Source organism: Kitasatospora sp. NPDC057015, from assembly GCF_042673745.1.
In the GTDB taxonomy this organism is placed as follows: Bacteria; Actinomycetota; Actinomycetes; order Streptomycetales; family Streptomycetaceae; genus Kitasatospora.
Genome location: NZ_JBHUSG010000057.1, coordinates 1 through 12,589 on the forward strand (window position 1 = coordinate 1; position 12,589 = coordinate 12,589).

Consider the following 12,589-nt stretch of genomic DNA (forward strand, 5'->3'; position numbering starts at 1 on the left):
TGCAGGGGGGACCCTGTGGGAGAGTAGGACGCCGCCGAACAATCATTGTGGAGAAGCCCTGCCGGGTAACCGGCGGGGCTTTTCTGCGTTTCCCGGCCGCCCGTTGACGTAGGGTCAGACCCATGGGTGCTGATCGCAGTTACACGCGCGCAGGGAGCGAGATCCACGCGGGACCGGTGCCGGAGGGCACGGACGAGATCAGGGAGATCCTGACCGCCGCCGCCCGCGAGGACGGACGGGAGGCCGTGTCCGAACAGGGCCGGCTCCGCCTCCGAGCGGATGCGCCGCGGCCCGGGATCGTCCATCTCGTGCAGAGCGAGGTGGACGCGGCCGGGGCGCGGGCCGGGTACGCCCAGCTGGAGTCCGCATCGGAGTCCGGCGGTGCCGGCACGGCCGAGCTCGTGGTGCACCCCGCCCGGCGGGGCCGGGGGCTCGGCCGGCACCTGGTCGAGGCGGTGCTGGCCGAGGCCGGCGGGCCGGTGGACTTCTGGGCGCACGGCGGGCACCCGGCCGCCCGGCACCTGGCGGACTCCTTCGGGGGCGAGCTGGTCCGGGAGTTGCGCCAGATGCGCAGGACCGGCTCCGCCGTGGACGAGGTGCCGCTGCCCGAGGGCATCACGCTCCGCACCTTCCGTCCGGGGCAGGACGACGCGCAGTGGCTGCGGCTGAACGCGCTGGCCTTCGCCCACCATCCGGAGCAGGGCTCCTGGACGGCGCAGGACCTGGCGGACCGCTTCGCGGAACCGTGGTTCGACCCGGCGGGGTTCTTCCTCGCGACCCGCGGCGACCGGGTGGTGGGCTTCCACTGGACGAAGGTCCATCCGGCGACCGGGTCGGAGCCGGCCCTGGGCGAGGTGTACGTGGTCGGCGTGGACCCGGCCGAGCAGGGCAGCGGCCTCGGACGGGCGCTGACCGCCGCCGGCCTGCGCCACCTGACCGGTCAGGGGCCCGGGGAACGGGGGCTGACCACCGTACTTCTGTATGTGGACGCCGACAATCCGGCCGCTGTGCGGGTATATGAACGACTGGGGTTCACCATCCACGAGGTGGACCTGATGTACCGCGTCCAGTAGCGGACTGGCGGGAGGGGTGTGCGGGGCGTGACGAACCCCGGCCCCGACCGACTCAGCTTTCCTCCTGGCCATGCGGTGTTTACCGTGGATTCAATTGCCGCCGCGAAGATCACAGGATGAAGTCCGTAGTGTCTCGTTCGCGCAGCGCCGGCCGACGCCCCAGAATCGGCCACGTTCCGGCCGCGCCGGGCGGATGGGCGCTGACGTTCCACGAGGACGACGGTCTGCCGGTCGACTCGGACTGCGTCCTGCTGGAGGAGCTGGAGCCCATGAGCATCCCCCGCCCCGTCTCTGTCCCGTTGCCCTCACCCGTGCGGATGTCCACTGCCCTGGGGATGCCCCCGGAGCCGTTCTCCGCGGAGGAGCAGGACCTGGAGGAGCTTCCCGAAGGCCGGTTCCTCGACCGCGAGCGCAGCTGGCTGGCGTTCAACGAGCGGGTGCTGGAACTCGCCGAGGACCCGGACATCCCGCTGCTGGAGCGGGCCAAGTTCCTGGCGATCTTCGCCAGCAACCTGGACGAGTTCTTCATGGTGCGGGTCGCCGGCCTCAAGCGCCGGATCGCCACCGGCGTGGCCACCCGGTCGGCCTCCGGTCTCCAGCCGCGCGAGGTGCTGGACCTGATCTGGAACCGCTCCCGCGAGCTCATGGCCCGGCACGCCGCCGCGTTCCAGCAGGAGGTGCTGCCGGACCTCGCGTCCGAGGGCATCGAGCTGGTGCGCTGGTCCGAGCTGGCCGACAAGGAGCAGGCCCGGCTGCACACCCTGTTCCGGCAGAAGATCTTCCCGGTGCTGACCCCGCTCGCGGTCGACCCGGCCCACCCCTTCCCGTACATCTCGGGCCTGAGCCTCAACCTGGCCGTGGTGGTGCGCAACCCGGTCTCCGGGCACAAGCACTTCGCCCGGGTGAAGGTGCCGCAGTCGCTGTCCCGCTTCCTGGAGGCGTCGCCGCAGCGCTACGTCCCGCTGGAGGACGTGATGGGCGCCCACCTGGAGGAGCTCTTCCCGGGGATGGAGGTGCTCGCCCACCACGCCTTCCGGGTCACCCGCAACGAGGACCTGGAGGTGGAGGAGGACGACACCGAGAACATCCTCAAGGCGCTGGAGAAGGAGCTGATGCGGCGGCGCTTCGGGCCGCCGGTGCGCCTGGAGGTGGAGGAGTCGATCGACCCCTACATCCTCGACCTGCTGGTCCGCGAGCTGAACATCACCGAGGCGGAGGTCTTCCCGCTTCCCGGGCCGCTCGACCTCACCGGCCTGTTCGGCATCGCCGGGCTGGACCGGCCGGAGCTGAAGTACGCCAAGTTCGTGGCGGGCACCGCGCGGGGCCTGACCGACGTCGAGTCGGCCTCCCAGCCGGACATCTTCGCCGCGATGCGCGAGCGCGACGTCCTGCTGCACCACCCGTACGACAGCTTCTCCACCTCGGTGCAGGCCTTCCTGGAGCAGGCGGCCGCCGACCCGGACGTGCTCGCGATCAAGCAGACCCTCTACCGCACCTCCGGTGACTCGCCGATCGTCGACGCCCTGATCGACGCGGCCGAGTCCGGCAAGCAGGTGCTGGTGCTGGTCGAGATCAAGGCGCGCTTCGACGAGCAGGCCAACATCAAGTGGGCCCGCAAGCTGGAGGAGGCCGGCTGCCACGTCGTCTACGGGCTGGTCGGCCTGAAGACGCACTGCAAGCTGTCGCTGGTCGTCCGCCAGGAGGGCGACACCCTGCGCCGGTACGCGCACGTGGGCACCGGCAACTACCACCCGAAGACCGCGCGGCTGTACGAGGACATCGGCCTGCTGACCTCGGACCCGCAGGTCGGTGCGGACCTCTCCGACCTCTTCAACCGGCTCTCCGGGTACTCCCGGCGGGAGTCGTACCGCCGGCTGCTGACCGCGCCGCGCGGGCTGCGGGACGGGCTGATCGCCCGGATCCACGGGGAGATCGCGCACCACCGGGCGGGCCGTCCGGCGCACGTGAAGCTCAAGGTGAACTCGATCGTCGACGAGGCCGTGATCGACGCCCTCTACCGGGCCTCGCGGGCCGGTGTGCCGGTCGACGTCTGGGTGCGCGGGATCTGCGCGATCCGGCCCGGGGTGGAGGGACTGAGCGAGAACATCCGGGTCCGGTCCGTCCTCGGGCGGTTCCTGGAGCACTCGCGGATCTTCGTCTTCGGCAACGGCGGCGATCCCGAAGTCTGGTTCGGCAGCGCCGACATGATGCACCGCAACCTGGACCGCAGGATCGAGGCGCTGGTGCGGGTCGCCGACCCGGCGCACCGCGCCGAGCTGTCCGGACTGATCGACCTCGGTGTCTCCGACGAGACCGAGTCCTGGCACCTCGGCCCCGACGGGGCCTGGACCCGCCACTCGCACGACGCCGAGGAGAGGAGGCTCCGGCACGTGCAGGACCTGCTGATCGACTCACGCCAGCGCCGCCGGGCCTCCTCCTCGGCCCGCTGAGGCCGTCGAGCAGTCGGCCACCAGCCCCGGGGGAAGGCCCCCGGGGGGACGGGGATTCACCACAGCCATGACCGATGCGCCGATGACGGCCCCGGGGCCGTCCACCGCGACCACCGGGGAGATCCTCTCCCGCCACCTCACCGCGCAGGCCGGCGCCTTCCTGCGCGCCCTGCCGCAGGCGGTCGGCGAGGTCGGCTCCAGACCGGGGGCCGTCCTGCTGACCTCGGCGGGCACCTCGGACCTGCTGCGGGCCGTCCGGCGGATCGGCGGCGTGCTGCACACCTTCGCGGCCTCCTTCGAGCCGGGCTGGGCACAGGAGTCCCGGACGGAGCTGCGCTGGCTGCTCAACCTGCTCGCCCAGGAGCCGGGGTACCTGCGGCGCTCCGCCCGACTGCTCGGCGCGCTGGACTCGCTCAGTGCGGCCGAGCCCGACGGACCCGGCATGCTGGCCGGTCACGCCGGCGCGCCCAAGGCCCGGGCCCTGCTCGACCGGCAGCTCACCCTGGCCCGCACCCGGGCGCACTCCACCGTCCTGCAGGAGCTCCGCTCGGCCCGGCTGCACGCCCTGGCCGACCGGATGACCCTGCTGGTCGGCGAGGTGCCGCTACGGGCCGCCGGCGGCAGCCCGGCGGCCGACGCCCTCCTCCCGCAGGCCACCGCCGCCCTCACCGCGCTCGGCGCCGGCGCCCAACTGCTGCCGCTGCACCGCGCCGCGACCCCGTACGGCGGCGACGGGCTGCGCCGGCTGGGCACGGTGCCGGCCGCCCGGGGGGTCCTGGACGCCGACGCGGCACTGGCCGCCGACGACGCGCCCTGGCACCGGGTGCGGATCCTGGTCAAGCGGGCCCGGTACGCGATGGAGGTGTGCGCCCGGCCGATCCTGGCCCTCGACGAGCTGGACCGCACGCTGGGCCGCCACCAGGAGGCCGCCGACGCCGCGGTCACGGCCGCCACCGCGGCGCGGACCCCGCGGATCACCCCTGCGACGGCCTACGTGCTCGGCGTGGTGCATGCTGATCAGCGACTGGAGGTCGAGTCGGCACGGTACGCCTTCGGCCTGCAGTGGCCGGACCTCGTCCCCAGCCTCGCCGGCTCGGGGACACCTCCAAGCCACCAGGCCGGGGGAGAGGTGCCCCCAGCGTCACGGATGGCATGAATGGGCAACCGCCTGAGCGGTAAGCAGGGCAATGACGACCGCGCCACGGGCCCGGCCCGGATGAGTGCGACGGGCCGCTCGGCCACCGGCGCCGACCAGGCCGCCGCGCGGGCCGGGGGCCGGCCGGCGGGCGGCACGCGGGCCGGTGGCAAGCGGGCGGATCACGCGGGCGCGGCGGAGTCCGGCACCCGTGACGCCGAGCGGCGGCGGCTGCTGCGCGAGGCGAAGAAGCAGGGCGGCCCGCGGCCCGCCGCCGCGCCAGAGAGGTCGAAGCGCACCCGCCGGCCGGTCGGCGTGCACACCCCGGCGCGCGGGCGGACCATCCTGGCGGCCGGCGCGGTGCTCTGGCTGCCGGGGCGCGAGAAGAAGAAGGGCAAGGGCTTCGGCCGGCCCAGGATCGCCCTGATCCACTGCCCCAAGTACGACGACTGGAGCCTGCCCAAGGGCAAGCTGGACCCTGGGGAGAGCCTGGTCGAGGCCGCCCTGCGGGAGGTCGAGGAGGAGACCGGGATGCGCTGCGTGCTCGGGGCCGAGCTGCCCGCCCAGCACTACCTGGCGCAGGGGCGGCCCAAGGAGGTCCGGTACTGGGCGGCCGTCCCGGTCGGCGGTTCCTTCACCCCGAACCGGGAGGTCGACCGGTTGGAGTGGCTGCCGGCGCGCAAGGCCAGGGCCCGGCTGACCCACGACCGGGACCGGGTGCTGGTGGACGCGCTGCTGGAGCTCCTGGGCGCCCGCCCGCTGTCGAAGGACTGACCGCCCGGCGCCTGCCGCGTCCTCGCCGTCCGCCGGGCCGTGCGCGGCGCGCAGGCTCCCTCCCCGGCCGCCGGCCCGGCCGCCGGCCGGGCCACCGGGTCCGGCCCGCCGGTGCGAGGAGTCGCCGTCACCCGGGTGGCCGCCGACCTCGCCCGTTCGAGTGATCTGCTTGCGCTCTTCCCGTGACGCAACCGTTACTACCTGGCGCTGTTTCCTGCCATCCGTTCGAGGTTCACCCTCCGTTCACTTGCGACCGGCTGACGCGTCACCTGCCCGTCCTAACTTCTGGATTACCGGAGGGCCGAACGGGCCCCGGACCACAGCAAAACCCGCGCCATCCTCAGCCGTCCGGACACGTACCGTCCGGATGCGACCGGCGTCGGCAATGCCACAGAAAGGGACACCCTGTGAAGCTCCAGCGGAACGGCCGCTCCAAGGCCCTCGTCGTCGGTGCCATGGCGCTCGTCAGCTCGCTGTCGCTCGCCGCCTGCGGCTCGGACGACAACACCGGTGGCACCGGCGCCGCCGGCACCAGCGCTCCGAGCGCCGCCGCCATCGCCTGCGGCAAGGCGGGTGCCCTGGTGGCCGCCGGTTCGACCGCGCAGGGCAACGCGATCGACGTGTGGAAGACCAACTTCGGCAACGCCTGCGCCGGCTCCTCGGTCAACTACAGCGGCGGCGGCTCCGGCGCCGGCGTGCAGCAGTTCACCCAGGGCAAGGTCCAGTTCGCGGGTTCCGACTCCGCGCTGAAGCCGGCCGAGGTCGACGCCACCAAGGCCGTCTGCACCGGTGGCCAGGGCATCAACCTGCCGCTCGTCGCGGGCCTGATCTCGATCGTCTTCAACGTCGACGGTGTCGACAAGCTGACGCTGGACGCCGCCACCACCGCCAAGATCTTCGACTCGCAGATCACCAAGTGGAACGACCCGGCCATCGCCGCCCTCAACCCGGGCGTGAACCTGCCGGCCGCCGACATCCAGGCGTTCCACCGCTCGGACGACTCGGGCACCACCGACAACCTGACCAAGTACTTCGCCAAGGCCTCGGGCGGCGCCTGGGCCTACCCGGCCGCCAAGACCTGGGCCGGCAAGGGCGGCCAGTCGGCCAGCGGCAGCGCGGGCCTGGCGGCCCAGGTGAAGCAGGTCAAGAACTCGATCAGCTACGTCGAGCTCTCCTTCGCCCAGACCAACAGCCTGAAGAGCGCCGCCATCAACACCGGCGCCAGCAAGCCGGTCGAGGCCACCGCCGCCAACGCCGCCACCACCTTCGCCAAGGCGAAGATCGCCGGCACCGGCAGCGACCTGGCGCTGACCCTCGACTATGCGACCAAGGAAGAGGGCTCGTACCCGCTCGTCCTGGTCACCTACGAGATCGTCTGCGACAAGGGCAACAAGGCCGACACGCTGGAGACCCTGAAGTCGTTCCTGACCTACGCGGCCAGCGACAACGGCCAGCAGGCCATCGGCAGCACGGGCTACGTCCCGCTGCCGAAGGAGCTGGCGTCCAAGGTCCAGGCCGTCATCCCGACCCTGGCCTGACACCCTCCGAGCACCGATGAGGCGGCCCCGAACAGCTGGGGGGGCCGGGGCCGCCCCATCGGGAACCATCCACCGAAGCACGTCCGGGGCACCGCCGCCATGGTGCCGCCCCCTCGGGGCAGCGCCACCAGACCGGAGTAGACCAAATGACTTCATCCCTCCCTGCAGATGCGCGAGGCAGGGTCCGCAGGCGCAAGAGCAGTCAGCTCGGCGACAAGATCTTCTTCAACGCCGCCCGGGGCGCCGGCATTCTGCTGCTGGTCATCATGGCCGCCATCGCGGGATTCCTGGCGTACCGCTCGGCCCTGGCTCTCGGCAAGAACGAGGGCAACTTCCTCACCACCTTCGAGTGGACGCCCGACGCGCCGAAGCCCGTCTTCGGCATCGCGGTCCTGGCCTTCGGCACCATCGTCAGCGCGGTGATCGCGATGGCGATCGCCGTGCCGGTCGCGATCGGCATCGCGCTCTTCATCTCGCACTACGCGCCGCGGAAGATCGCCCAGCCGTTCGCCTACCTGGTCGACCTGCTGGCCGCCGTGCCGAGCATCGTCTACGGCCTCTGGGGCGCGCTCTTCCTGGTCCCGCACCTGGACGGCCTGACCAGCTGGATGGACGAGTACCTCGGCTGGACGTACATCTTCGACCAGAGCCGCGCGGGCACCACGCCGCGCACGCTCTTCACGGTCGGCATCCTGCTCGCCATCATGATCCTTCCGATCATCACCGCCGTCACCCGCGAGGTCTTCCGGCAGGTCCCGCGGATGCACGAGGAGGCGGCGCTCGCGCTCGGCGCGACCCGCTGGGAGATGGTCCGCACCGCCGTCCTGCCGTTCGGCCGGCCCGGCATCATCTCGGCCTCCATGCTCGGCCTCGGCCGCGCGCTGGGCGAGACCATCGCGGTGGCCGTGGTGCTCTCCTCGAACAGCGTGCTCTCGCTGCACCTGCTCGACCCGGGCGGCGGCACCTTCGCGCAGAACATCGCGCTGAAGTTCAACGAGGCCGGACCCTTCGGCCGGGACGCGCTGATGGCCTCCGGCCTCGTGCTGTTCGTGATCACCCTGCTGGTGAATGGCGCCGCCCGCGTGATCGTCGCGCGCCGCAAGGAATACTCGGGGGCCAACGCATGAGCGCCGTGACCAGCAGCACCACCGCCTCGGCCCTGCCCCAGCTGCGCCGCAGCCTCACCACCGCCCGACTGCCCAAGTGGGCGCCGGCCGCCATCGCCGGGACGTCCATCGCCGTCGCGTGCGGGATCGGCGCCGGCTTCGGTCTGGCCAGCCACCTGCAGTGGGGCCTGATCGCCGCCGCGCTGTTCGTGATCATCAGCTACGGCGTCTCGGCCCGCGTCGAGGGCCGCCGCCAGGCCAAGGACCGGCTGGCCACCTCGGTGGTCTGGGTCGCGTTCGTGCTGGCCGTCGTGCCGCTCGCCGCGCTGACCTTCTACACCGTCCAGCAGGGCCTCGCGGTGGTCGACGGGAACTTCCTGACGCACTCCATGAAGGGCGTGCTCTCCGCCGGCCCCGGCGGCGGCATCTACCACGCGCTGATCGGCACCCTGCAGCAGGTCGCGCTGGCCACCCTGATGGCCGTCCCGGTGGGCCTGCTCACCGCGGTCTACCTGGTGGAGTACGGTCGCGGCCGGCTCGCCAAGACCGTCACCTTCTTCGTCGACGTCATGACGGGTGTCCCGTCGATCGTCGCCGGTCTGTTCATCCTCTCCGTCTGGATCCTCGGACTCGGGTTCTCGTACTCCGGCTTCGCGGGCAGCCTCGCGCTGGCCATCCTGATGATGCCGGTGGTCGTGCGCTCGACCGAGGAGATGCTCAAGCTCGTCCCGAACGAGCTGCGCGAGGCCTCGTACGCGCTCGGCGTGCCCCGCTGGAAGACCATCCTGCGGATCGTCATCCCCACCGCGATCGGCGGGATCACCACCGGTGTGATGCTCGCCGTCGCCCGCATCACCGGGGAGACCGCGCCGGTGCTGATGCTGGTCTTCGGCGCCGACATCATCAACAACAACCCGTTCCAGGATCCCCAGCAGTCGCTTCCGATGTACATCTGGCAGCAGTACGCCCAGGTGAACAACGACTTCGGGTACGCCCGTGCCTGGGGTGCCGCGCTGGTGCTGATCGCCTTCGTGATGGGGCTCAACCTCATCGCCCGGGGCATCGCACGCTGGCGCTCGCCCAAGACCGGGCACTGACGGACCGACTGACGTAGACCGAAGACGAGAGAAGACGAACGATCATGGCCAAGCGCATCGACGTCAGCGGACTGTCCGCCTACTACGGAACCACCAAGGCCATCGAGGACATCTCGATGACCGTCGAGCCCCGCTCGGTGACGGCCTTCATCGGCCCCTCCGGCTGCGGCAAGTCGACCTTCCTGCGCACCCTGAACCGGATGCACGAGGTCATCCCCGGCGCCCGGGTCGAGGGCAAGGTGATGCTGGACGACGACAACCTCTACGGGGCCAACGTCGACCCGGTCGCCGTCCGCCGCACCGTCGGCATGGTCTTCCAGCGCCCGAACCCCTTCCCGACCATGTCGATCTACGACAACGTCGCGGCCGGCCTGAAGCTCGCCGGCGTGAAGAAGAAGTCGGTGCTGGACGACGTGGTGGAGAAGTCGCTCAAGGGCGCCAACCTCTGGAAGGAGGTCCACACCCGCCTGAACAAGCCGGGCGCGGGCCTCTCCGGCGGTCAGCAGCAGCGCCTGTGCATCGCCCGGGCCATCGCCGTCGAGCCGCAGGTCCTGCTGATGGACGAGCCCTGCTCGGCCCTGGACCCGATCTCCACCCTCGCCGTCGAGGACCTGATCGGCGAGCTGAAGTCGCAGTTCACCATCGTGATCGTGACGCACAACATGCAGCAGGCCGCCCGCGTCAGCGACCGCACCGCGTTCTTCAACCTGGCCGGCGTCGGCCAGCCCGGCAAGCTGGTCGAGCTGGACGACACCCAGCGGATCTTCTCCAACCCGTCGGTGCAGGCGACCGAGGACTACATCTCGGGCCGCTTCGGCTGACCACCACCTGTCGCGCCCTTCGGGGGGAGCGACGACAGCACGAGCTGCTTCGCGGTGCTGCATGGCGGTGCCGCCGCGGAGTAAGGGACAGGGCCCGCCCCCGAGATGTGGGGGCGGGCCCTGTCGTGTTCCGTGCCGCGCGGAGCGCGGTCGGACGGAGGCGTCAGCCGAAGATCAGGTCGACGATCCAGTAGACCAGCGCGGCCACCAGGGCGGCTGCCGGCATGGTGATGAACCAGCCGAGCACGATGTTCTTGGCGACGCCCCAGCGCACCGCGCGGATCCGCTTGGTGGCACCGACGCCCATGATCGCCGAGGTGATCACGTGGGTGGTGGAGATCGGCGCCTTGAACACGTACGAGGTGATGTACATGATCGTCGCGGCGGTGCTCTCGGCCGCGAAGCCCTGCGGCGGGTCCAGCTCGATGATCTTGCGGCCGAGCGTCCGCATGATCCGCCAGCCGCCCGCGTAGGTGCCCAGCGAGAGCATGGTCGCGCAGGAGATCTTCACCCAGACCGGAATGTCCTGGGTGGTCTGCTGGCCCGAGATGGTGAGGGCCAGCACCACGATGCCCATGGTCTTCTGGGCGTCCTGCAGACCGTGCGCGAGGGCCATGGCGGCGGCCGACGCGGTCTGGGCGACCCGGAAGTTGCGCTTCGCCCGGTGCGGATTGGCCTTGCGGAAGATCCACAGGATGGCCAGCATCACCAGGTAGCCGCAGAGCAGGCCGACGACCGGCGAGACGAACATCGGAATGATGATCTTGTCGACGACGCCGCTCCAGATCACCCCGGTGCCGCCGGCCAGCGCCGCTCCCACCATGCCGCCGAAGAGCGCGTGCGAGGAGGAGGACGGCAGACCGAAGTACCAGGTGATCAGGTTCCAGGTGATCGCACCGACCAGGGCGCCGAACAGGATCATCATGCCCTGGCTGCCGGTCGGGGTCTCGATGATCCCGCTGGACACCGTGTGGGCGACCCCGCTGCCGAGGAAGGCACCGGCCAGGTTCATCACCGCGGCCATCGCCAGCGCGGCCCGCGGCGTGAGCGCCCGGGTGGAGACCGAGGTGGCGATGGCGTTCGCCGAGTCGTGGAAGCCGTTGGTGTACGTGAAGAAGAAGGCCACGCCGATGACGGCGATGAGTGCTGCCGTGTCCACGCTGGTCAGGACTCCTTGACCGCGATGGTCTCCACCGTGTTGGCGACGTGCTCGAAGGCGTCGGCCGCCTCTTCGAGGACGTCCACCACCTGCTTCAGCTTGAGCACCTCGATGGCCTCGTACTGGCCGCTGAACAGGTGCGCCAGCAGCTTGCGGTGGATCTGGTCCGCCTGGTTCTCCAGCCGGTTGACCTCGATCCAGTACTCGGTCAGGTTGGACATGCTCCGCAGGTTCGGCATCGCCTCTGCCGTCAGCTCGGCGGCGCGGGCGAGCACCTCGATCTGCTGCTCGATGCCCTTGGGGAGGGTCTGGATGTCGTAGAGGACGACCAGGTCGACGGCCTCCTCCATGAAGTCCATGATGTCGTCCAGCGACGAGGCGAGGTTGTAGATGTCCTCGCGGTCGAAGGGCGTGATGAAGGAGGAGTTCAGCTGGTGGAACACCGCATGGGTGGTGTCGTCGCCCGCGTGCTCGGCGGCGCGCATGCGCTCGACGATCTCCGCGCGGGCCGACACGTCTGAACCCAGCAGTTCCAGCAGGAGCTTCGATCCCACGACCAGGTTCTCCGCGGCTGCGGAGAACATGTCGTAGAAGCTCGTCTCCTTCGGGGTCAGGCTAAAACGCACGGAAATCTCCGATGTGCGGGGTAGGGACTGAACGATGCTAGGCGCAAGCAGCCACAACCACGCAAACGGGGTAACGGCGAGGAACCGGAGGCTCCTGTTCCGACTCTGTCCGCGGACCTGAGGCCGACCCGTACGCCCGTGTACGGAAGCGAGCCCAGTCTGACGGAACCTCGCCGGTATTGCCCCCACCGTGCAACGGGGAGATCCGGGGCGCCGCCCGTACGGAGGAACACCACTCGGGCCGCCGGTGTTGGACACTAGAAGCTGACGGGCCCCCAGCCTCGGGCCGGATCCGGCTCCGGCCGGGCGGGGAGCTCCCCGCCGGCGGCCGGGAGAGCACCCCGGGACAGGTACTCCGAGGACTGCGAGCGACCACCCAGAGCCACCCTGACGAGCCACCCATGACGAAGGCGGGCCGGATGACCACGATCGACACGCACGAGGCCGGCGCGCAGCCCGAGCCCGCTGCGCACCCGCACGCGGGCCCGCACGGCTACAGCGCCCAGAAGGACGCCCACCTCAAGCGGCTGCGCCGGATCGAGGGCCAGATCCGCGGCCTGCAGCGGATGGTCGACGAGGACACCTACTGCATCGACGTGCTCACCCAGGTCTCCGCCAGCACCAAGGCCCTGCAGTCCTTCGCCCTCTCGCTGCTGGAGGAGCACCTGCGGCACTGCGTCGCGGCCGCGGCGGAGGAGGGCGGCGCGGAGCTGGAGGCCAAGGTCGCCGAGGCCACCGCCGCGATCGGCCGGCTGCTGCGCAGCTGACAGCCGCTGCCGGGCGCCGTCGAGTCCGTCAGGCCCCGTCGGC

At 71.0% G+C, this 12,589-nt stretch carries 11 protein-coding genes; 9 read left to right on the forward strand and 2 right to left on the reverse strand.

The genetic code is table 11. The features are described 5' to 3' along the window. Positions 1 to 122 precede the first annotated feature (122 nt). The 8 genes from mshD (at position 123) to pstB (ending at position 9,994) form a co-directional block, all read left to right on the forward strand. On the forward strand, positions 123 to 1,073 hold the full coding sequence (gene mshD, locus ACFTWP_RS35500) for a mycothiol synthase (RefSeq protein WP_380269175.1): 951 nt from the start codon (positions 123 to 125) through the stop codon (positions 1,071 to 1,073). Positions 1,074 to 1,342: 269 nt separating this feature from the next. Further along, positions 1,343 to 3,523 carry an RNA degradosome polyphosphate kinase gene (locus ACFTWP_RS35505; RefSeq protein ID WP_380269225.1) on the forward strand — a complete coding sequence of 727 codons (2,181 nt, stop codon included), beginning with the start codon at positions 1,343 to 1,345 and terminating at the stop codon, positions 3,521 to 3,523. A 67-nt stretch (positions 3,524 to 3,590) separates the two neighbouring features. Then, positions 3,591 to 4,679, forward strand: a complete 1,089-nt coding sequence (locus ACFTWP_RS35510) for a CHAD domain-containing protein (RefSeq protein ID WP_380269177.1) — start codon at positions 3,591 to 3,593, stop codon at positions 4,677 to 4,679. Between the two features lie 294 nt (positions 4,680 to 4,973). Further along, positions 4,974 to 5,432: an NUDIX hydrolase gene (locus ACFTWP_RS35515; RefSeq protein ID WP_380269226.1), complete on the forward strand. Its 459-nt coding sequence runs from the start codon at positions 4,974 to 4,976 to the stop codon at positions 5,430 to 5,432. A gap of 407 nt (positions 5,433 to 5,839) precedes the next feature. After that, the gene (pstS, locus tag ACFTWP_RS35520) at positions 5,840 to 6,970 is read left to right on the forward strand and encodes a phosphate ABC transporter substrate-binding protein PstS (RefSeq protein WP_380269178.1); all 1,131 of its coding nucleotides are present in this window, start codon (positions 5,840 to 5,842) and stop codon (positions 6,968 to 6,970) included. Positions 6,971 to 7,116: 146 nt separating this feature from the next. Next, positions 7,117 to 8,097 carry a phosphate ABC transporter permease subunit PstC gene (gene pstC / locus ACFTWP_RS35525; RefSeq protein ID WP_380269179.1) on the forward strand — a complete coding sequence of 327 codons (981 nt, stop codon included), beginning with the start codon at positions 7,117 to 7,119 and terminating at the stop codon, positions 8,095 to 8,097. After that, positions 8,094 to 9,173: a phosphate ABC transporter permease PstA gene (gene pstA, locus ACFTWP_RS35530; RefSeq protein WP_380269180.1), complete on the forward strand. Its 1,080-nt coding sequence runs from the start codon at positions 8,094 to 8,096 to the stop codon at positions 9,171 to 9,173. Before pstC ends, pstA begins: the two co-directional genes overlap by 4 nt. Positions 9,174 to 9,217: 44 nt before the next feature. Beyond that, positions 9,218 to 9,994, forward strand: a complete 777-nt coding sequence (gene pstB, locus ACFTWP_RS35535) for a phosphate ABC transporter ATP-binding protein PstB (protein ID WP_190213860.1) — start codon at positions 9,218 to 9,220, stop codon at positions 9,992 to 9,994. Between the two features lie 163 nt (positions 9,995 to 10,157). Here the strand turns inward: pstB and ACFTWP_RS35540 are convergent, their stop codons facing one another. Beyond that, the gene (locus tag ACFTWP_RS35540; protein ID WP_380269181.1) at positions 10,158 to 11,153 is read right to left on the reverse strand and encodes an anion permease; all 996 of its coding nucleotides are present in this window, start codon (positions 11,151 to 11,153) and stop codon (positions 10,158 to 10,160) included. Between the two features lie 5 nt (positions 11,154 to 11,158). Next, entirely contained in the window at positions 11,159 to 11,779 is a 621-nt protein-coding gene (locus tag ACFTWP_RS35545; protein ID WP_073926641.1) for a DUF47 domain-containing protein, read from the reverse strand. 419 nt (positions 11,780 to 12,198) lie between these two features. Between ACFTWP_RS35545 and ACFTWP_RS35550 the strand changes: the two genes are divergently transcribed. Further along, positions 12,199 to 12,546, forward strand: a complete 348-nt coding sequence (locus ACFTWP_RS35550) for a metal-sensitive transcriptional regulator (RefSeq protein ID WP_380269182.1) — start codon at positions 12,199 to 12,201, stop codon at positions 12,544 to 12,546. Positions 12,547 to 12,589: the final 43 nt, after the last annotated feature.

Coding starts and splice junctions, on each gene's coding strand:
- mshD (WP_380269175.1), top strand. CDS start 123: ATGGGTGCTGATCGCAGTTACACGCGCGCAGGGAGCGAGATCCACGCG.
- ACFTWP_RS35505 (WP_380269225.1), top strand. CDS start 1,343: ATGAGCATCCCCCGCCCCGTCTCTGTCCCGTTGCCCTCACCCGTGCGG.
- ACFTWP_RS35510 (WP_380269177.1), top strand. CDS start 3,591: ATGACCGATGCGCCGATGACGGCCCCGGGGCCGTCCACCGCGACCACC.
- pstC (WP_380269179.1), top strand. CDS start 7,117: ATGACTTCATCCCTCCCTGCAGATGCGCGAGGCAGGGTCCGCAGGCGC.
- pstA (WP_380269180.1), top strand. CDS start 8,094: ATGAGCGCCGTGACCAGCAGCACCACCGCCTCGGCCCTGCCCCAGCTG.
- pstB (WP_190213860.1), top strand. CDS start 9,218: ATGGCCAAGCGCATCGACGTCAGCGGACTGTCCGCCTACTACGGAACC.
- ACFTWP_RS35550 (WP_380269182.1), top strand. CDS start 12,199: ATGACCACGATCGACACGCACGAGGCCGGCGCGCAGCCCGAGCCCGCT.